Annotated in this window: 25 protein-coding genes and 1 pseudogene; 19 read left to right on the top strand and 7 right to left on the bottom strand. The window is 65.9% G+C overall.

Going from position 1 to position 22,480, the window contains the following annotated elements:
- Nucleotides 1-19 precede the first annotated feature (19 nt).
- From ACZLZQ_RS11020 to ACZLZQ_RS11010, 3 genes are all read right to left on the bottom strand, one after another.
- Complete coding sequence (locus ACZLZQ_RS11020; protein WP_472949401.1) at nucleotides 20-547, bottom strand: hypothetical protein; 528 nt, start codon at nucleotides 545-547, stop codon at nucleotides 20-22.
- A 140-nt stretch (nucleotides 548-687) separates the two neighbouring features.
- A complete protein-coding gene (locus ACZLZQ_RS11015; RefSeq protein ID WP_472949400.1) occupies nucleotides 688-1,374 on the bottom strand; it encodes an MBL fold metallo-hydrolase in 687 nt (228 codons plus the stop codon).
- On the bottom strand, nucleotides 1,371-2,261 hold the full coding sequence (locus ACZLZQ_RS11010) for a branched-chain amino acid aminotransferase (protein WP_472949399.1): 891 nt from the start codon (nucleotides 2,259-2,261) through the stop codon (nucleotides 1,371-1,373). The genes ACZLZQ_RS11015 and ACZLZQ_RS11010 overlap by 4 nt, the downstream gene beginning before the upstream one ends.
- Nucleotides 2,262-2,644: 383 nt before the next feature.
- Here ACZLZQ_RS11010 and ACZLZQ_RS11005 point away from each other — a divergent pair, with 383 nt between their 5' ends.
- The 5 genes and pseudogenes from ACZLZQ_RS11005 (at nucleotide 2,645) to ACZLZQ_RS10985 (ending at nucleotide 5,971) form a co-directional block, all read left to right on the top strand.
- Nucleotides 2,645-3,148, top strand: coding sequence for a MarR family winged helix-turn-helix transcriptional regulator (locus tag ACZLZQ_RS11005; protein WP_472932965.1), 504 nt, complete (start codon nucleotides 2,645-2,647; stop codon nucleotides 3,146-3,148).
- Nucleotides 3,135-3,872 (top strand): response regulator, encoded by a 738-nt coding sequence (locus tag ACZLZQ_RS11000; RefSeq protein ID WP_472932966.1) that lies wholly within the window; start codon nucleotides 3,135-3,137, stop codon nucleotides 3,870-3,872. The genes ACZLZQ_RS11005 and ACZLZQ_RS11000 overlap by 14 nt, the downstream gene beginning before the upstream one ends.
- Before the next feature lie 161 nt (nucleotides 3,873-4,033).
- A complete protein-coding gene (locus ACZLZQ_RS10995; RefSeq protein WP_472949905.1) occupies nucleotides 4,034-5,329 on the top strand; it encodes an ATP-binding protein in 1,296 nt (431 codons plus the stop codon).
- A 71-nt stretch (nucleotides 5,330-5,400) separates the two neighbouring features.
- A complete protein-coding gene (locus ACZLZQ_RS10990) occupies nucleotides 5,401-5,682 on the top strand; it encodes a CopG family ribbon-helix-helix protein (RefSeq protein WP_472949398.1) in 282 nt (93 codons plus the stop codon).
- Nucleotides 5,670-5,971 (top strand): annotated as a pseudogene (locus ACZLZQ_RS10985) (type II toxin-antitoxin system RelE/ParE family toxin). The gene ACZLZQ_RS10990 and the pseudogene ACZLZQ_RS10985 overlap by 13 nt, the downstream one beginning before the upstream one ends.
- Nucleotides 5,972-6,058: 87 nt before the next feature.
- Here ACZLZQ_RS10985 and ACZLZQ_RS10980 read toward each other — a convergent pair.
- From ACZLZQ_RS10980 to ACZLZQ_RS10965, 4 genes are all read right to left on the bottom strand, one after another.
- Complete coding sequence (locus ACZLZQ_RS10980) at nucleotides 6,059-6,421, bottom strand: tRNA-binding protein (protein WP_472949397.1); 363 nt, start codon at nucleotides 6,419-6,421, stop codon at nucleotides 6,059-6,061.
- A gap of 1 nt (nucleotide 6,422) precedes the next feature.
- Nucleotides 6,423-7,247, bottom strand: coding sequence for a pyrroline-5-carboxylate reductase (proC, locus tag ACZLZQ_RS10975; RefSeq protein ID WP_472949396.1), 825 nt, complete (start codon nucleotides 7,245-7,247; stop codon nucleotides 6,423-6,425).
- Nucleotides 7,244-7,738, bottom strand: coding sequence for a type III secretion system chaperone family protein (locus ACZLZQ_RS10970; RefSeq protein ID WP_472932972.1), 495 nt, complete (start codon nucleotides 7,736-7,738; stop codon nucleotides 7,244-7,246). Before ACZLZQ_RS10970 ends, proC begins: the two co-directional genes overlap by 4 nt.
- 321 nt (nucleotides 7,739-8,059) lie before the next feature.
- Nucleotides 8,060-8,341 (bottom strand): accessory factor UbiK family protein, encoded by a 282-nt coding sequence (locus ACZLZQ_RS10965; RefSeq protein ID WP_472949395.1) that lies wholly within the window; start codon nucleotides 8,339-8,341, stop codon nucleotides 8,060-8,062.
- Nucleotides 8,342-8,543: 202 nt separating this feature from the next.
- On the opposite strand from ACZLZQ_RS10965, the gene lgt reads away from it, so the two are divergent.
- From lgt to ACZLZQ_RS10895, 14 genes are all read left to right on the top strand, one after another.
- Nucleotides 8,544-9,404 carry a prolipoprotein diacylglyceryl transferase gene (gene lgt, locus ACZLZQ_RS10960; RefSeq protein WP_472949394.1) on the top strand — a complete coding sequence of 287 codons (861 nt, stop codon included), beginning with the start codon at nucleotides 8,544-8,546 and terminating at the stop codon, nucleotides 9,402-9,404.
- A 4-nt stretch (nucleotides 9,405-9,408) separates the two neighbouring features.
- Nucleotides 9,409-10,506 (top strand): class I SAM-dependent methyltransferase, encoded by a 1,098-nt coding sequence (locus tag ACZLZQ_RS10955; protein ID WP_472949393.1) that lies wholly within the window; start codon nucleotides 9,409-9,411, stop codon nucleotides 10,504-10,506.
- A gap of 56 nt (nucleotides 10,507-10,562) precedes the next feature.
- Nucleotides 10,563-11,372 carry a peptidoglycan editing factor PgeF gene (gene pgeF, locus ACZLZQ_RS10950; protein ID WP_472949392.1) on the top strand — a complete coding sequence of 270 codons (810 nt, stop codon included), beginning with the start codon at nucleotides 10,563-10,565 and terminating at the stop codon, nucleotides 11,370-11,372.
- Nucleotides 11,373-11,382: 10 nt separating this feature from the next.
- Nucleotides 11,383-12,534 (top strand): M24 family metallopeptidase, encoded by a 1,152-nt coding sequence (locus tag ACZLZQ_RS10945; RefSeq protein WP_472949391.1) that lies wholly within the window; start codon nucleotides 11,383-11,385, stop codon nucleotides 12,532-12,534.
- A gap of 254 nt (nucleotides 12,535-12,788) precedes the next feature.
- Nucleotides 12,789-13,355 carry a hypothetical protein gene (locus tag ACZLZQ_RS10940; RefSeq protein WP_472932982.1) on the top strand — a complete coding sequence of 189 codons (567 nt, stop codon included), beginning with the start codon at nucleotides 12,789-12,791 and terminating at the stop codon, nucleotides 13,353-13,355.
- 197 nt (nucleotides 13,356-13,552) lie between these two features.
- The gene (locus ACZLZQ_RS10935) at nucleotides 13,553-14,485 is read left to right on the top strand and encodes a ribose-phosphate pyrophosphokinase (RefSeq protein ID WP_472932984.1); all 933 of its coding nucleotides are present in this window, start codon (nucleotides 13,553-13,555) and stop codon (nucleotides 14,483-14,485) included.
- A gap of 110 nt (nucleotides 14,486-14,595) precedes the next feature.
- The gene (locus ACZLZQ_RS10930) at nucleotides 14,596-15,051 is read left to right on the top strand and encodes a hypothetical protein (protein ID WP_472932986.1); all 456 of its coding nucleotides are present in this window, start codon (nucleotides 14,596-14,598) and stop codon (nucleotides 15,049-15,051) included.
- 88 nt (nucleotides 15,052-15,139) lie between these two features.
- A complete protein-coding gene (gene corA, locus ACZLZQ_RS10925) occupies nucleotides 15,140-16,108 on the top strand; it encodes a magnesium/cobalt transporter CorA (protein ID WP_472949390.1) in 969 nt (322 codons plus the stop codon).
- A gap of 196 nt (nucleotides 16,109-16,304) precedes the next feature.
- A complete protein-coding gene (locus ACZLZQ_RS10920) occupies nucleotides 16,305-16,952 on the top strand; it encodes a 50S ribosomal protein L25/general stress protein Ctc (RefSeq protein WP_472949389.1) in 648 nt (215 codons plus the stop codon).
- A 51-nt stretch (nucleotides 16,953-17,003) separates the two neighbouring features.
- Entirely contained in the window at nucleotides 17,004-17,741 is a 738-nt protein-coding gene (pth, locus tag ACZLZQ_RS10915) for an aminoacyl-tRNA hydrolase (RefSeq protein WP_472949388.1), read from the top strand.
- A 325-nt stretch (nucleotides 17,742-18,066) separates the two neighbouring features.
- The gene (ychF, locus tag ACZLZQ_RS10910) at nucleotides 18,067-19,170 is read left to right on the top strand and encodes a redox-regulated ATPase YchF (RefSeq protein ID WP_472949387.1); all 1,104 of its coding nucleotides are present in this window, start codon (nucleotides 18,067-18,069) and stop codon (nucleotides 19,168-19,170) included.
- 308 nt (nucleotides 19,171-19,478) lie between these two features.
- Nucleotides 19,479-21,302, top strand: coding sequence for a methyl-accepting chemotaxis protein (locus tag ACZLZQ_RS10905; protein ID WP_472949386.1), 1,824 nt, complete (start codon nucleotides 19,479-19,481; stop codon nucleotides 21,300-21,302).
- Nucleotides 21,303-21,546: 244 nt separating this feature from the next.
- Nucleotides 21,547-21,999 carry a MaoC family dehydratase gene (locus tag ACZLZQ_RS10900; protein ID WP_472949385.1) on the top strand — a complete coding sequence of 151 codons (453 nt, stop codon included), beginning with the start codon at nucleotides 21,547-21,549 and terminating at the stop codon, nucleotides 21,997-21,999.
- Nucleotides 21,996-22,466 (top strand): MaoC family dehydratase, encoded by a 471-nt coding sequence (locus ACZLZQ_RS10895; protein ID WP_472949384.1) that lies wholly within the window; start codon nucleotides 21,996-21,998, stop codon nucleotides 22,464-22,466. Before ACZLZQ_RS10900 ends, ACZLZQ_RS10895 begins: the two co-directional genes overlap by 4 nt.
- Nucleotides 22,467-22,480 lie beyond the last annotated feature (14 nt).

The following is a 22,480-nucleotide window of genomic DNA, read 5'->3' as shown; positions in this document are numbered from 1 at the left end:
ACATGTGCCGTCGTGTTTGCTAGCGCAAATCCCCGACGAGCCCCCGGATTCGCCGTTCCGCCGAGACCTCGTCGCCGGAGGAGGCCTTGCAGATGATGACGTTCATCGCGCCCTCTTTCATCCACAGCGCCATGGGCACCGACAGCATGCCAGAGGTGTAGCGCTTGACGACGTGGCTCTCGTCGAGAGCAAGGTGAGCCGGGGCGGTGACGGTCCAGTTGGCGGGGCTGACCCTTGGATCGCCCGAGAGCGAGGGGTCGAGGAGTACCAGCTTGCCGCCGATCCAGGCCTCGATCTCCTTCCACGGCATGCCCTTCGGCCGCAGCAGGTCCTTGGTCGGGACGACGCGTCCCTCGCCTTTTGGCGCGGTGGCATAGAGGCAGGCAAGTCCGCCCGGGGGACAGAGAGCACCGCTGCAGTCGAAGCGACGGCCGACCGCCATCGTCGCGTCCGCGGCCGGACCGGCGGTCCAGCCGGGAAACAGATCCTGCGCCGCCGCCGGCCAGATCCCGACCGCCAGCGTCACCAGCAAAGCGACAACCCTCACCCTATCCCCCATCTTTCGAAACATCCCGGCGTCATCGTCTGGCGGCAACACCGGTTGAACCGATGCTCCCGCGTTTCGCGAAGATGTAGCGGCCGAAAGTTGCGCCGCGCTGTCGCTGCAGCGCGGCAGGCAGGCCCGGATCAGACGAGATAGGGGTTGGTCAGCCGTTCCTCGCCGAGCGTGCCGCCGGGGCCATGGCCGCACATGAAGGCGACGTCGTCGCCGAGCGGCAGGACCTTGTCGCGGATCGAGGCGATCAGCGTCGCATGGTCGCCGCCGGGCAGGTCGGTGCGGCCAATGGAGCCGCGGAACAGCACGTCGCCGGCATGCACAAAGCGGGCTTCGTCGTGGAAGAAGACGACATGGCCGGGCGCGTGGCCAGGGCAATGCAGCACGGCGAAGCGATGCTCGCCAAAGGAAACGGTATCGCCGTCCTCGAGCCACCGGTCGGGGGTGGCATTGCGCATGCCGCCGCCCGCGCCGAACATCTCCGCCTGCTTCTCAATGTTTTCCAGCAGCGGCTCGTCGGCCTGGTGAGGCCCGATGATGTCGACGCCGAGCGCCGTCTTCAGCGCCATCGCGCCGCCGGCATGGTCGAGATGGCCATGCGTCAGCCAGATCGCCTCGATGGTGACGCCGAGTTGCCGGATGGCGGCGACGATCTTCTCGACGTCGCCACCGGGATCGACGACGACGCCCCGCTTCGACACTTCGTCGAAGAGAACCGCGCAGTTCTGCTGGAACGGCGTCACCGGCACGATCTGCACGGAGAGCCGGCCCGGGCCGGAGCCTGGGGTGGTGCCAGGCTCCATCGGGGTTTCGCTCATTCGGCCGCCGCGCGCTTCGGCTGCACTTCGGCAGCGTAGTCGGCGATCAGCTGCCGGCTGATGTCGCCGGGCGTGAAGGTATAGGGGCCGACCTCGGACACCGGCGTCACTTCCGCCGCCGTCCCGCAGAGGAAGCACTCGCTAAAACCTTCCATCTCCTCGGGCTGGATGTGGCGGGCGCGCACCTCGTAGCCGCGGCGCTTGGCGAGATCGATCACCGTGCGGCGGGTGATGCCGTCGAGGAAGCAGTCGGGGTCCGGGGTGTGGATCACGCCGTCCTTGACGAAGAAGACGTTGGCGCCGGTGGCCTCCGCGACATGGCCGCGCCAATCCAGCATCAGCGCGTCGGCATAGCCCTTAGCCTCGGCCGCGTGCTTGGAGATGGTGCAGATCATGTAGAGGCCGCTCGCCTTCGCCTTCGACGGCGCGGTGCGCGGGTCGGGGCGACGGTATTCGGCGAGATCGAGGCGGATGCCCTTCATCTTCTGCTCGGGGTTGAAGTAGCTCGGCCACTGCCAGATGGCGATGGCGACGTTGATCTTGTTGTTCTGCGCCGAGACGCCCATCGACTCCGAGCCGCGCCAGGCGATCGGCCGGACATAGGCGTCCTCGAAGCCTTGCCGGTGCAGCAGCTCGATACAGGCCGCGTCGATCTCGTCGGCGGTGTAGGGCACCTTGAAGCCGAGCAGCCGGCCGGACTCGATCAGCCGGTCGGTGTGCGCCCGCAGCTTGAAGATTTCGCCACCATAGGCGCGCTCGCCCTCGAAGACGGCACTGGCATAGTGCAGACCGTGGGTCAGCACGTGCACCTTGGCGTCGGCCCAAGGAACGAACTCGCCGTTGAACCAGATCTGGCCGTCCAACTGGTCGAAGGGAACTGTGCTCATGCCGCTCTCGGCGCCTCCCGGCGCCCTCCTCTCAACTCGATCGAATGCTGGTGCCTCCGCGGATTCTTTCCGCTTTCGGGCGCCTCGTCAAATGACCGATGGTCCGCATTCGGCAGAACCGCCGGCTTGCCATAGAGTGATCACGGGCGGCGTCCGGCTGCAGGCGCCTCGCGGCCCGTCGCCGCTTCCCGTCCGCCGTCGCTTCGGGTGGGAAGCCGACCTCTCACGGTCGGCCTGTTCCCACGGCGGCACATCGGTGTAACAATGGTGGGAATATACGTCAATGGTACTGACCTAATTTGATGGACGCCAGCTTGCATGACTCCCGGGCGCAGGGCGGCCCTGCCGCGCCCCTCCCTTCAGACCCCGCCCCTTCCGACATCGTGACGGAGCCCCTTGCCACGACCGGAGATCTCGACTTCCGGATCATCGAACTGTTCTTTTTCGCCTACCGCGAATTCACCGCCGATGCCGACCTCGTTCTGGAACGCTACGGTTTCGGCCGCGCCCACCACCGGGTGCTGCACTTCGTTAACCGGTCCCCCGGCATGACCATCGCGGATCTTCTCGACCTGCTGCAGATCACCAAGCAGTCGCTGTCGCGGGTGCTGCGCCAGCTGATCGATGGCGGTTTCGTCGAGCAGTTGCCAGGCGCCGAGGACCGGCGCCAGCGGCTGCTCTTTCCCACCAGCCGCGGCCGCGGCCTGACGCTGGAACTGTCGCGGGCGCAGGCCGAGCGCATCGAGGCGGCCCTGGCGGCGCGCGGCATTGCCGATGCGACGTCGGTCACCACGTTCCTGATGGAAATGGCAGGAGACCACGGGGCGACGAAGTCGTGGTTCCGCAAGCAAGGCATCGAAGGAGGACCGGCGCATGGCCGAGGTTGAAACTGCGCCGGCACAGACTGTCACGCCCTCGGCGCCCTTCCTGGACGACGACGCCCCGCACCTCCTCATCGTCGACGACGACCGCCGCATCCGCCAGCTGCTGTCGCGATTCCTGTCCGAGCGTGGCTTTAGGGTCTCCGTAGCCGCCGACGCCGCCGAGGCGCGGAAAATCCTGAAGGGGCTCGACTTCGACCTCTTGGTCGTCGACGTGATGATGCCCGGCGAGAGCGGACTCGACCTCGTGCGCGGCTTCTCGGCGATCCGCGACACGCCGATCCTGATGCTGACCGCCCGCTCCGACACCGAGCAGCGGATCGAGGGGCTGGAGGCCGGCGCCGACGACTACCTGACCAAGCCGTTCGACCCACGAGAGCTGCTTCTACGGATCAACAACATCCTGAAGCGCGGCGCGCCCGCCCCGATCGTCAAGGTCGAGAACGTGCGTTTCGGGCCTTTCACCTTCTCGCTGACGCGGCGGGAGCTGAAGCGCGGCGTCGACATGATCCGGCTGACAGAGCGCGAGCAGGACATCATGGCGCAGTTCGCCACCAAGGCCGGCGAGACCATCCAGCGGCAGGAACTGCTCGGCGACGAGACCGAGGTCGGCGAGCGCACCGTCGACGTCCAGATCAACCGCCTGCGCCGCAAAATCGAGAGTGATCCCGCCAACCCGCTTTGGCTGCAGACCGTGCGCGGCATCGGCTACCGCCTGAACGTCGATTGACCTAGGCTGGTCGCATGGCACTTCTCGACACAATCCGCACCCGCCTGCCGCAGCGCCCGTCGCTGCCACCGGCGCTGCGCAAGCTCCTGCCGCAGCGCTTTTCCCTGCCGAGCCCGTGGCGGGGGCCCTTGCGGCACGTGCCGAAGTTCGTCGGCCGCGTCATGCCGAAGGGCCTCTATCCCCGCTCGCTGATCATCATCATCGCGCCGATGGTGCTGCTGCAGTCGGTGGTGGCCTTCGTCTTCATGGAGCGGCACTGGCAGTTGGTGACGCAGCGCCTGTCGACGGCGGTGGTGCGCGACATCGCCGGCGTCATCGACGTGATCGAGACCTATCCACAGGATCCGGATTTTGCGCAGGTCACCCGTCTCGCCCGCGAGAAGCTCGACCTCAACATCGCCGTGCTGCCGCTGGAGGCCCTGCCGGCGCCGGCGCCCAAACCCTTCTTTAACATCCTCGACGGGATCCTGTCGGAGGAGATCACCGACCAGATCAACCGCCCGTTCTGGATCGACACGGTCGGGGCGTCGCGACTGGTTGAGATCCGCATCCTCCTGAAGGACCACGTGCTGCGGGTCTTCGCGCGGCGGAACTCGGCCTACGCCTCCAACACCCACATCTTCCTCCTGTGGATGGTCGGCACGTCGCTGGTGCTGATGCTGATCGCCATCCTCTTCCTGCGCAACCAGATCCGGCCGATCGAGGCGCTGGCCGAAGCCGCCGACGGCTTTGGCCGGGGCCAGCAGATGCCGACGCATTTTCGCCTGCGCGGTGCCTCCGAAGTCCGGCGGGCCTCGCTCGCCTTCGTCCAGATGCGCGACCGCATCGAGCGCCAGATCGAGCAGCGCACGCAGATGCTCAACGGCGTCAGCCATGATCTGAGAACCATTCTCACCCGCTTCCGGCTGCAGCTGGCACTGTTCGGCGAGGGCGAGGACCAGAAGGAGCTGAACGACGACATCGACGAGATGCAGCGTATGCTCGAGGGCTATCTCGCCTTCGCCAAGGGCGAACAGGGCGAGGATGTCGCCGAGTTCGACCTCGAGGCCGCTTTCGCCAAGTTCGAGGCAGAGGGCCGGCTTAAGAACCGCAAGGTCTCGACCGAAGTGATCGGCGATCCCCGCATCATGGTCCGGCCCGGCTCGTTCACGCGGCTGATCGGCAACCTCGTCCTCAACGCCATGCGGCACGCCGGCAGCGTGCGCATTCTCGCCAAGCACGAGGGGCGCTGGCTGACAGTGACGGTCGAGGACGACGGCCCCGGCATCCCGGCCGAAATGCGCGAGGAAGTCTTCAAGCCCTTCGTGCGGCTCGATACCGCCCGCAACATCGACGCCGGCGGCACCGGCCTCGGCCTCGCCATCGCCCGCGACATCGCGCGCAGCCATGGCGGCGATATTCTGCTGTCGGACAGCACGATGGGCGGGCTGAGAGCGATGATCCGGGTACCGGCTTAGGCATTGGCTGCAAGCGAGGTCAGGGCTATCGTCGAGATGTCAGCGAACCACCCGCGAACGGAGCCATCGAGATGACCAGCATTACCGCCTCGGTCGAAATAGATGCAGCCACCCGGGCCAGGATGGACATTCTGGCGGAGAAAACTGGCCGGTCGGTCAGCACCTTGACGCGCGAGGCTGTTCACCAATACCTCGATCGCAAAGAGGCGGAGATGGCGGTCCGGGCGGACGCGCTCGCGTCGTGGGTTAAGTTCAAGACCGACGGCCTGCATGTCAGCGGCGAGGAGGCGGATGCCTGGCTAGCCGCTCTGGAAAACGGTGAGGACATCGATCCGCCAGCATGCCACGTCTGATCTGGTCCCCTCAGGTGCTCAGCGACCTCTCGAAACTACACCGCTTTCTCCTCGACCATGACGAAGCGCTGGCACGACGGGCCATCAAGACCATTCGCGAAGGACTGACGCGGCTGGAAGCCAACCGGAAGCCGGGCGAAAGGCCGAAGGAATGCCGGCGGGGTTTCGGGAATGGTCCATTCCCTTCGGTCGCAGAGGATATGTCGCTCTTTACCGACAGGATACGAGGGGCGTTGTCATCCTTGCCGTTCGTCACGCCCGCGAAGCCGGCTTCATCAGAGAGGATTGAGCTCCGCGAGACCGCGGGGACCTGGCATCAGACTCAGCTCCTTCGGATATTGCTTGTGTTCAAGGACAAGACCAAGAAGAGGCTGGATCAGAACAGCCGCCCACCATTCGGCACCGTGTGCCCCGGCGCCAGCAGGACGACTTCGCCGGCCTCGTCCGGAAGCCCGAGCGTCAGCACTTCCGAGCGCATCGGGCCGATCTGGCGGGGCGGGAAGTTGACCACCGCGATCACCTGGCGCCCGACCAGCTCCTCCGGCGTGTAGTGCACGGTGATCTGCGCCGAGGACTTCTTCACGCCGATCTCGGGACCGAAATCGATCTTCAGGATGAAAGCCGGCTTGCGGGCTTTCGGAAAAGGCTCGGCCTCGAGAATCGTACCGACGCGGATGTCGACCTTGAGAAAATCGTCGTAGGCGATCTCCGGCGCCGGGGCGCCCGCGGGCTCCGTCATCTCAATCCCTCGACAGCTCGCGCGCGCGGTCGCGGGCGGCAGCGACGGCCGCGGTCATCAGCGGCCCGAGCCCGTCCGGCGCCATCAGCACCTCCAGCGCGGCCTGGGTGGTGCCATTTGGCGAGGTCACGTTGCGGCGCAGCTGGTCCGGCGCGTCGTCGGATCGGATCATCAACTCGCCGGCGCCAGCGACGGTGTGGCGGGCGAGCTTCATCGCGAGATCCGGCGTGAGCCCTGCCGCAACGCCGGCGGCTGCCAAGGTCTCCGCGAGATGGAAGACGTAGGCCGGACCGCTGCCCGATACCGCCGTCACCGCATCGATGTCCGCCTCGTCGTCCAGCCAGACGACGGGGCCGCTCGCCGACAGGAGCGCGTCGGCCTTCTCGCGCAGCGCCAGCGTCACCGCCGCATTGGCGACGGCGCCGGTGATGCCGCGACCGATAAGGGCGGGCGTGTTCGGCATGGCGCGGACGACCGGCAGGTCGCCGACAAGGCCGGCGATGAAGCCGAGCGTCTTGCCCGCGGCGACCGAGATGACCAGCGTGTCCGGCGTCAGCGCGGGCTTCAGCGCTGCGAGCGCCTCGGCCATCACCTGCGGCTTCACCGCCACCAGCACCACGTCGAAGGACCCATGGGGGACGGCTTTTTCCCAGCGAAGAGCGCCCGATGCGATCAGCGCCTGCAACGCGGTGCCCGGTGAGGGATCGACGACGAGGATATCCTCGCCGGCGATGCCATTCTCGACCCAGCCGCGCACCATGGCGCCGCCCATATTGCCGCCCCCGAGCAGCAGGATCCGGCCGAAAGCCGAGCTGAACGCCGTCATGCGTTGCCCACCGTCTCGAACATGCTGCAAGACAGAGCCTCGTCGGCGTCCTTGGAGGCCCAGACCACGAACTGGAACGCCTGATAGAAGCGCTCGCAGTTCTCGAGCGCGCAGGTCAGCAGGCGCTCGGCCTGCTGGCTGGTCGGGTCCGCGCCGCCCGACAGAAGCAGAGCGTGCCGGAACATCACCGCGCCTTCCTTCGGCCAGAGGTCGAAATGTCCGATCAGCAACTGCTCGTTGATCCGGGCGAGCAGACGAAGAACTTCGACTTGGCGATGCTCCGGCACCTTCAGATCGAAAGCGCAGCCAAGATGCAGCGCCTCGTAGCTCGGCATCCAGGAGAAGGAGACGGAATACTCCGTCCAGAGGCCGGCAACCGAGACGGCGATCTCGTCGTCGCAAGGACGTTCGAACACCCAGTCCCGGTTCGATGCGACCAGCTCGATCACGTCGACCGGATTGAACTGGCGCTCGGCCCCTTCGAAATTCATCCCCACCACCTGCACCCCGATCCCGATTCATGACGAGGGGCGATTCCGGCCGCACCGGATCGCCCCGTCGATGACGCCGGACCCGAGCGGATCCTGCGCTGGTCGGCCCACCGCAGTGCGGCGAATCAACCTTATGAATCAGTGTATAGGCCGGGATTCCGGTGTCGTAGGGGGTTAAGGGATTATTAAGGATTTTAACGAAAGACGCCGCCCGAAGGCGGCGTCATCGAAGACCTAACCGACTCCTGCCAAAGGACTTTCGAGTCCGGCGGGGTCGGGGGACAAGTTGTGGAGAGGCTGTGGATAACAGCCTGCCGCCCGTCAGGCGGCGTTGTCAGCGCCGGAGAAGGGCGACGGCATGCGCGCCTCGAGATCGGCCAGCCGCTTCTTCAGCGCCTCGTTCTCCAGCCGGGCCTTCGCCGCCATGTCGCGCACGGCCTCGAATTCTTCCCGCTGTACCAGGTCCATCTGGTTGATCAGCCGCTCGCCTTGCGTGCGAAACGCCGTCTCGACCTCGCGGCGCACGCCCTGGGCAGCGCCCGCGGCATCGGTCATCAGCCGGGCGAATTCGTCCAGCATTCGGTTCGGGCCCTTGGGGGTCATGGCGCGTCTCCGGTTCGATTGTTCCTGATCTGGAGGTAGGCGTGCGGCAGAGGCTTGGCAATGCCGCAGGCCCTTCGCGCCGCAGAGATCGCCGCGCAGCCTGCGGCGACGGGCGAGAGCGGGGATGCCTTGACCCGCGCAAGACCCGCAGCCAAGGTCGCGCCGCCTGCCGACCCGTCGTCGGCCCCGGAGTACCTTTGCCTTGAATCCTGCCTTCTCTGCGCTCGGCGTGCTCGCCTATCCCAATATCGACCCGGTCTTCCTGTCGCTCGGGCCGATCCAGTTGCGCTGGTACGGGCTGGCCTATGTCGCCGGCATCCTCTGCGGCTGGCTTTACGGGCGCGCCCTCGTCGGCAATCCGAAACTCTGGGCAAACGGCGTTGCGCCGATCACCAAGCTGCAGATCGACGACTTCATCCTCTGGATCACCGGCGGGATCATTCTCGGCGGACGCATCGGCTCGATCCTGTTCTACGATTTCCACCGCTACAGCGTCGATCCCTGGGCCATGGTGCGGATTTGGGAGGGCGGCATGTCATTCCATGGTGGCCTGATCGGCGTCGTCATCGCCATCGCCATCTTCACCTGGCGCCAGAAGATCCCGCTCTGGAGCCTGATCGACGTGACGGCGGCCTCGGTGCCTTTCGGCCTTCTGTTCGGGCGGCTCGCCAATTTCATCAATTCCGAGCTTTGGGGCGCGCCGACCAATGTCGCCTGGGCCTTCGTCTTCCCGACGGGCGGGCCGGAGCCGCGTCATCCGAGCCAACTCTACGAAGGCCTGCTCGAGGGCGTCATGCTCTGGCTGGTGCTGCGCCTGATGACCCATCACTTCAAGCTGCTGCGCAAGCCGCGCTTCGTCGGCGCCGTGTTCATCGGCGGCTACGGTCTCGCCCGCATCTTCGTCGAGTTCTTCCGGGTTCCCGACATCCAGCTCGGCTATCTCCTCGGCACGTCCTGGCTGACCATGGGCATGATCCTGTCGCTGCCGATGCTCGCCATCTCGCTCTGGGGCATGGCGACGGCGAAGGACACGGTCTACGCGCCGCCGGCAAAGGTTGCCTGACGCTATGGCGACCGCGCTGCAGGGCATCATCGCCGAGGTGATCCGGCGGGAGGGGCCGATCGGCATCGACCGCTACTGGGACCTTGCCCTCTTCCACCGCGAGCACGGCTACTACACCAGCCGCGAGCCTTTCGGCGCCGGCGGCGACTTCGTCACGGCGCCCGATGTCAGCCAGATGTTCGGCGAACTGATCAGCGCCTGGCTGGTCGCCGCCTGGAACGGGCTCGGTCGCCCCACCCCCTTCGTGCTCGCCGAGATCGGACCGGGCCGCGGGACGCTGATGGCGGACATCCTGCGCACCGTGCGCAAGATCGACATCGCCTTCCTCAAAGCGGCACGGATCGCCCTTGTCGAGACATCGGAACGCCTGCAGCGGGTGCAAGCCGAAAGGCTGGAGAGCTTCGACCTGCCGATCCGCCATGTCCGCCGGCTCGCCGATGTCGAAGCGCTGCCGCTGCTGCTCGTCGCCAACGAGCTTTTCGACGCGGTGGCGATCCGCCAGTTCGTCCGCGGCGACGGGGTCTGGCATGAGATCGTGGTTGAACTGACGGGGGCCGAAGCCCTCGGCTTCGCCTTGCGGCGGGCGCCGGACGACGTCGAATTTGGCTTCCCCCCGGGGCTGCCGTCGGCCGAGCCCGGCACGACGCTTGAAACCTCCCCGCAGCGCGACGCCATCGCCGACGCGATTGCCGCACGGCTCGCCGCGCACGGCGGCGCTGCCCTGATGATCGATTACGGCCATGCGGCGAGTGCCTATGGCAATACGCTGCAGGCGATGCGGGAACATGGCTTCGCCGACCCGCTGGAGAGCCCCGGCGAGGTCGATATCACCAGCCATGTCGACTTCCAGGCGCTGTCCTCTCGATTCGCCAAAGCCGGGCTCTGCGTGGCGCCGATCATCGGACAGGGCGATTTCCTGATCCAGCTGGGCCTCGGCGAACGCGCGGCGCAGCTCGGACGCGGCCGTGGCGAGGCCGAACAGGCGACGATCATGGCCGCGGCGCACCGACTGTGCGGCCTCGGCGAGGACGAGATGGGCGCCCTGTTCAAGGTGCTCGCCGTTGCCTCGGCCCCGTTGGTACTCCCGCCCTTTGCCGCCTGACGTCTTCCGCGCCGTCAGATTGACTTCCCCGAGAGCCTCCACCACGATCCCGCGCCATGTCAGATGATCGCCTCAAAGACGCCTCGCACCTCCTTGTATCGGACGTGGTGACGGCCCCGCCTCTTGCCGACGGCAAGGGAATTCGTCACGCCTTCTTCACCCGCCGCGGCGGGGTATCGCAGGATATCTATGCCGGCCTGAACATGGGTATCGGCTCGAAAGACGACCCCGACGCCGTGCACGAAAACCGCGCCCGCGGGGCGCATTTTCTGGGGCTGACGGGTCCCGACCTCGTGACGCCCTGGCAGGTGCACTCGGCCACCGCCATCGTCGTCAGCGAGCCGTTCAGCGGCGAGAGGGCGCAGGCGGATGCGATCGTCACCCGCACTCCCGGCATCGCCATCGGCGTCGTCACCGCCGACTGCGGCCCCATCCTCTTCGCCGATGCGGCCGCCGGTGTCGTCGGGGCTGCCCATGCAGGCTGGCGCGGGGCAGCTGGCGGCGTGCTAGAGGCGACGATTGCCGCCATGGAAGAATGCGGCGCGACCCGGGCGGGCATCACCGCCGTCCTCGGCCCGACGATCACGCAGACGAATTACGAGGTCGGCGCCGACATGGTGGATGCCGTGCTCGCCGACCATCCTGACGCCCGTGCATTCTTTGCGGAGGGCACCGCACCGGACAAGCGGCAGTTCGACCTGCCCGGTTTCATCCTCGCCAAGCTTGCGAAAGCCGGCGTTGCCGGCAGTTTCGTCGGGCACTGCACCTACGCGGAAGAAGACCTCTTCTTTTCCTTCCGGCGGACGACACATCGTGGCGAGACCGATTACGGCCGCCAGCTCGCTGCCATCGCCATCGACCGATAGGGCTCTTCCCATGCTGCACTTCTCGCGCGACGAATTCGACGCCCGCCGCGACCGACTGGTCATGGAAATGGCCGAGCGCAAGATCGACGCCCTGCTGCTGTTCGCGCAGGAATCGATGTACTGGCTGACCGGCTACGATACGTTCGGCTTCTGCTTCTTCCAGTGCCTCGTCGTGAAGGCCGACGGCGAGATGCGGCTGCTGACCCGCTCGGCCGACCTTCGGCAGGCGAAGCACACCTCGATCCTCGACAACGTCTCGGTCTGGCGCGATCGCAGCGCGGCTGATCCGGCGATCGATCTCAGGGACATGCTCGACGATATGGGGCTTCTCGGCGCCAAGATCGGCGTCGAATGGGCGACGCACGGGCTGACCGCCGCCAATGGCCGGCTGGTCGAGGCCAAGCTCGGCTCTTTCGCCGCGCTGAAGGACGCCTCCGACCTCGTCTCCAGCCTTCGCGTCCTCAAGAGCCCGGCCGAGATCGCCTATGTGCGCGAGGCCGCTACCATGGCCGACGATGCCTTCGAGGCCATGCTGCGGCTGGTCAGGCCCGGCGCGAACGAGGCGCAGCTGCTGGAAACCCTGCAAGGGTCGATCTTTGCCGCCGGCGGTGACTATCCCGCCAATCCCTTTATCATTGGCTCCGGGCCCGACGCCTTGCTGTGCCGCTACAAGGCGGGGCGACGCGCTCTCGACGCTGAGGACCAGCTGACCGTCGAATGGGCGGGCGTCAAGGCGCAATACCATGCCGCCGTGATGCGCACCGTGGTCGTGGGTGAGCCGACGGCGCGCCATCGTGAGCTTTTTGCCGCCGCAAGCGAGGCGCTGGCGGCCGTCGAGGAGGCCATGCGCCCCGGCAAGACCTTCGGCGACGTGTTCGATGCCCATGCCGGCGTGATGGAGGCGCACGATCTCGTCCGCCACCGGCTGAGCGCCTGCGGCTATTCGCTCGGCGCGCGCTACGCGCCGTCCTGGATGGAGCAGCAGATGTTCGTGTCCGGCAATGCCGAGCAGATCCAGCCGGGGATGACCCTGTTCGCCCACATGATCATCATGGATTCCGACAGCGGCACCGCCATGACCCTCGGCCGCACCTATCTCACCACCACCGAAGCGCCCGAACCGCTGTCGCGGCTGCCGATCGAAATGACTGTCGTCTCCTAGAACGCCGCGCATCCGAAAGAATGCCCGTACAACGAACTGTCCTCTCGGATCGGAAGCATCTTTTCGATGGGGTGAGCACCTCCCATCGCAGGCAGCACCGGCACCCGCAAGTCTTGCGGAGAAGGCGTTCGAGCCGTGCCGCGTCCACCGTGCAGACCAGCGATGTCGATGTTGGCTTCGGATGCTTCAGGTTTTGTTACCGAAATCTTCCTATAGCCATCCCTACCGGAACCGGACGACAAGGAAGGACGGGCATGAGATTGAACTTGGCCTGGCTCGCCATCCTGCTGGGGCCGTTTGGCCTTGCGGGCTGTTCGGCCAGCGACCCCGGCATGGGAATGACACCGCCCGGCGCGATTGCGGGCGCGAGCGCCTCCCCCGTCACCCAGGACCTCTCGCCGGCACCGGTGCAGCCAGGGCCGACATTTGCCGCTGCCCCCGCGGGCGCCACCCAGTCCGGGCCGATCCAGTTCCTGCCGCTCGTCGGTGCCCCCGAAGCGAAGGTCGCGATGCTGTCGCAGGCGCTGGGACAAGCTGCTGCCGCAAACGGCATTGCGCTGTCACCGGCGGATGGGCCCGTCGCACCGCAACGGCTGAAGGGCTATCTCTCGGTGCTGACCGAAGGGCGGGAGACCGTGGTGATCTACGTCTGGGACGTCGTCGATCCGCAGGGCGTCCGGCTCAACCGCATCCAGGGCCAGCAGCGCGTTGCAGCCAGCAGCAGCACCGATCCCTGGTCGGTCGTCGATGCGGCAGCCCTCCAGGCGATCGCCGCGACGACGATGCGTGAATTCCACAGCAGCGCGCCGACCCGTGGCTGATTTTCCGGGCGCGGCGTATTTACCGCACTGCACAGTAATTGGGGCGATATCGCCTTTTGCCCTCCTCCCTGGTTTGACTCTTCAACGGTAGTCGTTAATGAGCCGGCCCAGACAGCAGCGAATTTAACGTCCTGACGACCGCCCGCGAAACCAGCCGCTGGTGGTTTGGTCCTCATGATTGTGACAGGCAAGCGACGATGAAACTCTTTGTCGGCAATTCCAATCGTCAGCTCGCCGAAGCCATCGGCAAGTACCTGGAACTGCCCCTCGGGCAAGCCTCCGTCCGCCGCTTCGCGGACCAGGAAATCTTCGTCGAGATCCAGGAAAACGTCCGCGGCGAGGACTGTTTCATCATCCAGTCGACCTCCTACCCCGCCAACGACCACTTGATGGAACTCCTGATCATGACGGATGCGCTGAAGCGGGCTTCCGCCAAGCGCATCACAGCGGTCCTGCCGTATTTCGGCTATGCCCGTCAGGACCGGAAAGCGGGCGGACGCACGCCGATCTCGGCCAAGCTCGTCGCCAACCTGATCACCGAAGCCGGCGCCGACCGCGTCATGACGCTCGACCTGCATGCCGGGCAGATCCAGGGGTTCTTCGACATTCCGACCGACAACCTCTTCGCCATTCCGCTGATGGCGCGCGACATCAAGGAACACCAGGACCTTTCGAACACCGTCGTGGTGTCGCCGGACGTCGGCGGCGTGGTCCGCGCCCGCTCGCTGGCCAAGCGCATCGACGCCCAGCTGGCGATCGTCGACAAGCGCCGCGAGCGGCCGGGCGAGTCGGAGGTGATGAACGTTATCGGTGATGTCGCCGGACATGACTGTATTTTGATCGACGACATCATCGATTCCGGCGGCACGCTCTGCAATGCCGCGGAAGCGCTTTTGAGGATCGGCGCCAAGAGCGTGAAGGCCTACATCACGCACGGCGTCCTGTCAGGCGGAGCCGTCGCCCGCATCACCGCCTCGATGCTGGAAGAGCTGGTAATCACGGACTCCATCCAGCCCACCGCGGCCATTCGCAACGCTCCGAACATTCGCGTGGTGACGACGGCCAACCTCCTCGGCGAGGCGATTGCCCGCACCACAACGGAGCAGTCGGTTTCCTCGCTCTTCGATTGATGGAAGGCGCGAAACCGCCCATTTTGCTTGTCTGCGCACCCTTGCTGGTTGCACGGCTCACTGAGTGTCCCTAAGATAATTGCTCTGGGAGACGACGGTGAGAAATACTAATGTTGTGGACTGACAGTCAGGTTACCCTTTTGATTACCCTCTGGAATCAGGGCAAGACTTCAGCCCAGATTGCCGTACGATTTCCCTCGCTCGGTCATGATACCGTGCTCGAGAAAATCGAGCTGATGAAGCTGAAGCGCCCCGCGCGCCATGCCGTCACGGCGCCCTCAAGGCGCGTTTTCAAGTCATCTGCGGTCTCATCGCTCGGTCACTCGCCACGCTACAAGATGGCTCTGACCGGCCAAGCGAAACGACGGGTGGAGCAGCAGGTCGAAAGGATCGCCCAGGCTGATCTCGTGGCGGGCCGCGACCAGGTTGCCTACGCTCGCAAAGTCAGGCACCTGACCGCGTTGATGTCGCTCGACAGGGATCTGTTTCCTCAGATCGATGCGCGGAAGGGCGCCCGTCAGGAGCTTTCGGACAACCGCTTCTCCCGACAGTTTACCGCGGCTTAATCCATTTGCCGGCTGATGGCGGCAATGGCGGTCGGAGACGGACAGGTGATTGCCTGTCGATCGACACGCGGAGAGTTGTCAGGCCTGCATGACCGTCGTCGCCGCTTATGTCTATGCCGAGGGAAAGCGGGTTCGTTCGGTCTCCCTCGATACGACCGAGGACTTGGTCCTATCGGCTGGCGAGTTCGTCTGGATTGGCATCGTCGATCCGACCGATACAGAACTTCAGCAGCTGCAGCGGCACTTCCGCCTTCACCCGCTCGCGGTTCAGAGCGCCAACAAGGCTTATGTCCTGCCGAAGCTGGAGGTCTACGATGAAGAGTTGTTCATTGTCGCCCGCACAGCAGCGTTGAACGGACAGACCATCGCCTATGGCAAGACGGCGATCCTCGTCGGCGAGACGCACATCATCACCATGCGGTCCGGGTCGATGCGGGACCACACCGAGCTTCGGGCCCGGCTGGAAGCCTCGCCACATCTTCTGAAGCACGGCGTCGACTACGTGCTGCACGGCGTGCTCGACTTCGTGGTCGACGGCTATCTGCCGATCGTCGAGGCGATCGAAGACGATATCGCCGAAATGGAGCGGCGCGCGCTGGATGCCTTTCTCACGCGGACCGAGGTCGCGCGCATCTTTTCCCTGCGGCGCGAACTGATCCGCTTTCGCCGTATCATGGGCCCGACGGAAGAAGTGCTGAGCCGGCTCGGCCACATCGACGTCGACTGCATCGACGACGCAACGCGGCCGTATTTCCGCGACGTGCTGAACCGGGTGCGGCGTATTGCCAGCATGATCGAGGGGCTGCGGGAAATCCTGTCCTCGGTGCTGGAGGCGGCGAGCCTCCTCGAACAGCAGCGGCAAGGCGCCATCACCCGGCAACTCGCCGCTTGGGCGGCCATCCTGGCGGTTCCGACCGCCATCGCCGGGATCTACGGCATGAATTTCCAGAACATGCCCGAGCTCGCCTGGAAATACGGGTACCATCTGACCGTCGCCGTGATCGCGGGGGCGGCGGGCTATCTCTACTTCCGGTTCAAACGGTCGGGCTGGCTGTAGCGTCGAAAAGGCAGCCGCGGCCGTACCGCCGCTGGTCGCCTTGCCCCTCCCCTGCCCTTGCGCTATAGAGCGCACGTCCGCGCGGACACCCTTGGAGGCAGCGCGGAGTTAAGCGGCCTTGGCCGCTTTTCGTCGTTTCGGTCCCGTTTCGGGATACCGATCCGATAACCTCTGAATGAACACGAAGGAAACAGCCATGAGCGAGACCTACACGGTCAAGGCCGAGGCGCGCGAGAAGGTCGGCAAGGGGGCCGCCAGACATCTTCGCCGCAACGGACTAGTTCCCGCCGTCATCTACGGCGACAAGCAAGCCCCGATGCCGATCACCATTCCCTACAAGGAAACCTTCCTGAAGCTCCACGCCGGCGGCTTCAAGACGACGGTCATCACGATCGACGTTGGGGGTCAGCAGATCCGCGTCCTGCCGAAGGACTACCAGCTCGACCCGGTCAAGGACTTCCTGACCCATGTCGACTTCCTGCGCGTCTCCAGCCGCACGGTCGTCGCGGTCGAGATCCCCGTGCACTTCGAGAACGAAGATGCGGCCCCCGGCATCAAGGCCCAGGACGGCACGCTGAACGTCGCGCACCACACCGTCTCGGTGCATTGCCCGGCCGAAGAGATCCCGGAGGCCTTCACGGTCGACCTGACCGGTCTCGAGATCGGCGACGCGATCCACGCCTCCGACCTGAAGCTGCCGAACGGCGTCACCCTCGACAACGAGGAAGACTTCGTGGTCGCGACCATCGTACCGCCGATGGCGGAAGAGGTCGACGAGGTCGAGGAAGCCCCGGAGACGGAAGTCACCGAGCAGGGCGACGAAGCCGAGACCGACGAGAAGTAATTCTCACGGCGGGCATTCTGTCTCGCAACGACGACAAGGGAGGCCGGGCGCATGCTGCTCATCGCAGGATTGGGCAATCCCGGCCCCCAATATGCCGGTCATCGGCACAATATCGGCTTCATGGCGCTCGACGCGATCCAGCGCGACCCCGCCTTCCGTCCCTGGACCAAGAAGTTCAAGGGCGAGTTCTCCGAAGGCCAGATCGGGACCGAAAAGGTCCTCCTGCTGAAGCCCCTCACCTTCATGAACGACTCCGGCGCCTCGGTCGCCGCAGCGGCCAGCTTCTACAAGCTCGAGCCCGCGCAGGTCCTCGTCATCCACGACGAGCTCGACCTTGCCCCCGCCAAGGTCCGCGTGAAGACCGGCGGCGGCAATGGCGGGCATAACGGCCTTCGCTCGATCGATGCGCATCTTGGCAGCAAGGATTACCGCCGCGTCCGCCTCGGCATCGGCCATCCCGGCTCCAAGGAGCGGGTGCACGGCCACGTCCTCTCCGACTTCCACAAGGTCGACCGCGACTGGCTGGACCCGCTGATCGACGCGGTCGCCCGCCAGGTCGGCCTGCTGGTCGAGGGCGACGATGCCCTCTTCATGAACCGCATCGCGATGGCCCTCTCCTCGGACGAGCCGCCCTCCGCGCGCGGCTCGGCCAGTGGCACCGTGGCGAAGGCCGGAACGAAGGCCGGAGCCCAGAGCCATATCCGCCAGGCGCGGCCCGCGGAGGCCCCGAATCCGCCAGCAAGCGGCGCGATGGCGGACATGCTGAAGCGGTTGTTCGGCAAGGAATAGGGCTTTCGCGCCAGAGTCTCGACGGGCGCTACCCTTTCAGTTTCGTCATCCTCGGGGCCTTGGCCCCGGGGACCCATGCCCGGACCATCGAGGATCATGCCCGCGGTCGACCGGCACCGAAGCGCAGAGGAAAAAGGTCGCGGCATGGGTCCCCGCGCTTTGCGCGAGGATGACGAACGTGAGCCGTGGGCGGCTGTCCCGCCTCCAAAAACCCTGCCAAAACCGCAGGAAACATTGACCCCCACCCGCTGACCCTGCAAACAGCAGGCCAGCCCCCAATTTCTTTCCGCGGACGCGGGAAACGAGCCAAAAGGAAGCGGAACCCATGGGTTTCAGATGCGGTATCGTCGGCCTGCCGAATGTCGGCAAGTCCACGCTGTTCAACGCGCTCACCAAGACGGCGGCGGCGCAGGCGGCCAATTATCCGTTCTGCACCATCGAGCCGAACACCGGCGATGTCGGCGTTCCCGATCCGCGCATGGCGGTCATCGCCAAGATCGGCAAGTCGGCGCAGATCGTGCCGACGCGCATCACTTTCGTCGACATCGCCGGCCTCGTGCGCGGCGCCTCGAAGGGTGAAGGCTTGGGCAACCAGTTCCTCGCCAACATCCGCGAAGTGGACGCCATCGTCCACGTGCTGCGCTGCTTCGTCGACGACGACATTACCCATGTCGAGGGCAAGATCGACCCGGTGGCGGACGCCGACACCGTCGAGACCGAGCTGATGCTGTCCGACCTCGAAAGCCTCGAGCGCCGCATCGTCGGCATCCGCAAGCGCGCCTCGACCAAGGACAAGGAGTCGCTGGCCATGCTGCCGGTGATGGAGGCGGCGCTGACCAAGCTGAACGCCGGCGAGCCGGTCCGCGTGCTCCTGAAGGGCATGCCAGCGGACGAGATGGCGATCCTGCAGGGGTTGAACCTCCTGACCTCCAAACCGGTGCTCTACGTCTGCAACGTCGCGGAAGCCGATGCCGCCACGGGCAACGCCTACTCGGAAGCCGTCGCCGAAATGGCCAAGCGTCAGGGCGCCGGCAGCGTCATCATCTCGGCGGCGATCGAATCCGAAATTGCCCAGCTGCCAGAGGCGGACGTTCCTGAATACATGGAAGCGGTCGGCCTGACGGAGCCCGGCCTCGACCGGCTGATCCGTGCCGGCTACGACCTTCTCAGCCTCATCACCTACTTCACCGTCGGGCCAAAAGAGACGCGCGCCTGGACGATCGACCGGGGCACAAAGGCGCCGCAGGCCGCCGGTGTCATCCACACCGACTTCGAGAAGGGCTTCATCCGCGCCCAGACCATCGCCTACAACGATTTTGTCGCGCTCGGCGGCGAAGTCGCGGCCAAGGAAGCCGGCAAGGCGCGCGACGAAGGCAAGGAATACGTTGTCCAGGACGGCGACATCCTGATGTTCAAGTTCAACAACTGATCCCACCCTCATTTGCGCTGTAAGTTCAGGCCCCGTCCCGTCAGGCTCCGTAAAGCCCAACCGGGGCAGGGCCTTTCTTTGGGCAGGCAATCACCGGACTGACGATCCCGTCTGCTTGGCTGACCCGACGCGGTCACCAGCCGGCACCCGCGGGCGACGACGCGATACCGACACAACGTTAGGTAACTATTATAAGCTGATCGTCATACTGGTCACACGGTGGCGCCGGTCGCCGTTCGCGCAGCGCGTGCACGCGCCCCGTCATGTCTCCGCGTGTTCCAACACGACGGAACCAGTAGGCCACGACCATGAAAATCAATCAGAAGCTGTCCCTGACCTTTGCCGCTCTCCTTGCCGTCATCGCGGTGGCCAATTCGCTGATCTATTACGGGATCGGAACATCGTCGGCAGCCCACGAAGCGAAATCGCAAAGCCTTTTGCAGACGATCCAGATCGAGAAGATGCGGGCGGCGCTGTACCGGCAGCAGAATGCCGTCGGCAACACCCTGGCGACCGGCGAGGAACGCTTCTCCAAGACCTATGCCACGGCAAAGGCCGCCTTCCTGCAGGCGGGCGACAAGTTCATGGAGATGTCGCCGACATCGGAGCAGAATAGCGGCGTGCTGCTGACCCGCGAGATCGTCAACAAATGGTGGGCCGATGCGGGTGACGCGATGATCACCCTGGGACGCGATCCGGCGACCCATGCCGCGGCGCTGCAGCTCGTCAAGCAGTTCCCCCTCGGCAAGGCCTATGACGCGATCGACGAGGTCGAGAAGCTTCAGGGTGAACGCGTGCTGGCAATGCAGGCCGAGGCCGAGCGCGGCGAGAGCGCCATGCGCGGTGTGCTTGCGATTTCCTTCGCGCTCGTCGTTCTCGTGGCCGTGGCGATGGGTGTCGTCCTCTCGCGGTCGATCGCCAAGCCTGTCGTTCGCCTCACCGGCGCGATGCGGCGCCTCGCCACCGGCGACAATGCGACCGAAGTCCCCTTCCTCGCCCGCAAGGACGAGGTCGGCGAAATGGCCGAGGCGCTCCAGACCTTCAAGGCGGCGGCTTTGGAGAAGCTGGCGATCGAGGAGGAGGCGCATGTGGCGCGGCAGGCCAAGAAGACGCAGGACGAGCGCCAGTTGGCGCTGGATGGCGCCAAGGCCGAAGACCTTCTCGCCTTCGTCCATGCCGTTGAGCATGGGTTCAACGCTCTTGCGGAAGGCGACCTGACCATCCGCATGCACCAGGCGGTGGCGCCCGAGTTCGAGCCGATCCGCGCGAAGTTCAACATCAGCGTCGAGAAGCTGGAAGACGCGATCGGCGGCGTCATCGGCGGTGTCTCCACGCTGCGCACGGGCCTCAGCGAGATCTCCGTCGCCTCCAACGACCTCGCCCATCGCACTGAGCAGCAGGCCGCCAGCCTCGAGGAGACGGTCGCGGCTCTCTCCGAGGTCACGCGCGGCGTCAACCAGACCGCGGAGGGCGCGGCACGGGCGCAGGTCGGCGCGCTCTCGGCGCAGAAGAAGGCCGAGAAGGGCGGCGAGATCGTCGGCAGCGCCGTCGAGGCCATGAGCCAGATCGAGCAGTCCTCCGACAAGATCGGCAAGATCATCGGCGTCATCGACGAGATCGCCTTCCAGACCAACCTCCTCGCCCTCAACGCGGGCGTCGAAGCCGCGCGGGCTGGCGAGGCCGGACGCGGCTTCGCCGTGGTGGCGCAGGAGGTGCGCGGCCTTGCCCAGCGCTCGGCTGAGGCCGCCAAGGAGATCAAGGAACTGATCTCGACGTCATCGGCCCAGGTCGAGCGCGGCGTCGCCCTCGTCACCGCCTCCGGCAAGTCGCTGGGCGAGATCGTCTCCGAGGTCGCCGACATGTCGAGCGTCGTCGCCGAGATCGCCCGCAGCGCCAAGGAGCAGGCGGTCAGCCTGCGCGAAGTGTCTGCCGCCGCCGACCAGATGGACAAGGTCACCCAGCAGAACGCCGCGATGGTCGAGGAGGCGACGGCTGCCGCCCAGACGCTGTCGAACGAGACCGACGACCTCGCGGCCATGGTCGAGCGGTTCCGCACCGCGACCGGGCAGGCCGCGCGGGGCCGAGGCCATGCGCCGTCCTCCGCCGGCTTCCTCCAGAGCCGCGCGGCCTGAACCGGCCTTGGCAGGACGGCGGGAGGCCCTTCTATTCTCGGTCATGTACCCTCTCCTGACGGAGAGGGTGGCAACGAGAGGAAGGCCAACCGTCCGAATGTCGATGCCTACGCAAAAGCGCACACGGCTCGGCGTTTCGCGGTCTCACGTTACCGGATCAACCTACAGCCCGAGCCGGTGCCGTCCGGGGTTCCCCTTCGTGCCGCCGGCGTCCTAGATGGTGGGCCGAGGCAGGAGGCAGGATATGCGGACATTCGAGGATTTCCCGGTAGGTGCGACCTTTGCTTTGGGCCCCTACCCCGTCAGCCGGGACGAAGTCATCGCCTTTGCCGAGGCGTTCGATCCGCAGCCCTTCCACCTCGACGACGCCGCGGCGGAGGCCAGCCTCCTCGGCGGCCTGTCGGCATCCGGCTGGCATTCCTGCGCGATGATGATGCGGATGATGGTCGACGGCTTCCTCGCCGGCTCGACCGCCCAAGGCTCGCCCGGGGTCGACTACGTCAACTGGCTGAAGCCCGTTCGGCCCGGCGACACCCTCTCGGGAACCATGACGGTGCGCGAGGCACGCGTCTCCGTCAAGCGGCCAACGCTGGGTGTCGCCAAGCTGCACAACGCCGTCCTGAACCAGAAGGGCGAAACCGTGCTGGAGACGGAATACACCGTCATGATCACGACGCGGGCGGGGCTCGGCGCATGATCTTCTGGGACGTGTTCACCATCGGCGAGGTCCATGCGCTCGGCGAGTACACCTTTACCGAGGAGGAGGTCCTGCGCTTTGCCCGCGCCTACGATCCCCAGCCGTTCCACGTCGATGCCGAGGCCGCGAAGAACTCGCTGCTCGGCGGGCTCTGCGCCTCCGGCTGGCAGACGGCCGCCGTGTTCATGAAGCTGAACGTCGCCTATACCCGCAGGCTCGCGGAGGATTTTGTCGCGGCCGGCCATCCGGCGCCGCGCACCGGCCCCTCCCCCGGCATCAAGGAGCTGCGCTGGCCCCGTCCGGTCTTCGCCGGCGATACGGTGAGCTACACGCTTGCCATCACCGGCAAGCGGGCATCGGCAAGCCGGCCAGGCTGGGGCCTGATCGAGGCCCGTACCCTCGGCACGAACCAACATGGCGAGCCGGTCATCAGCTTTCTGTCGTCCTGGTTCTGCGCCACCGACTGAAACCGCGGCAAGGC

This window comes from Mesocryomonas lacus (assembly GCF_055730105.2).
Note: the sequence above shows the minus strand (reverse complement) of the source record. Positions and strands in the feature narration are given on the sequence as shown.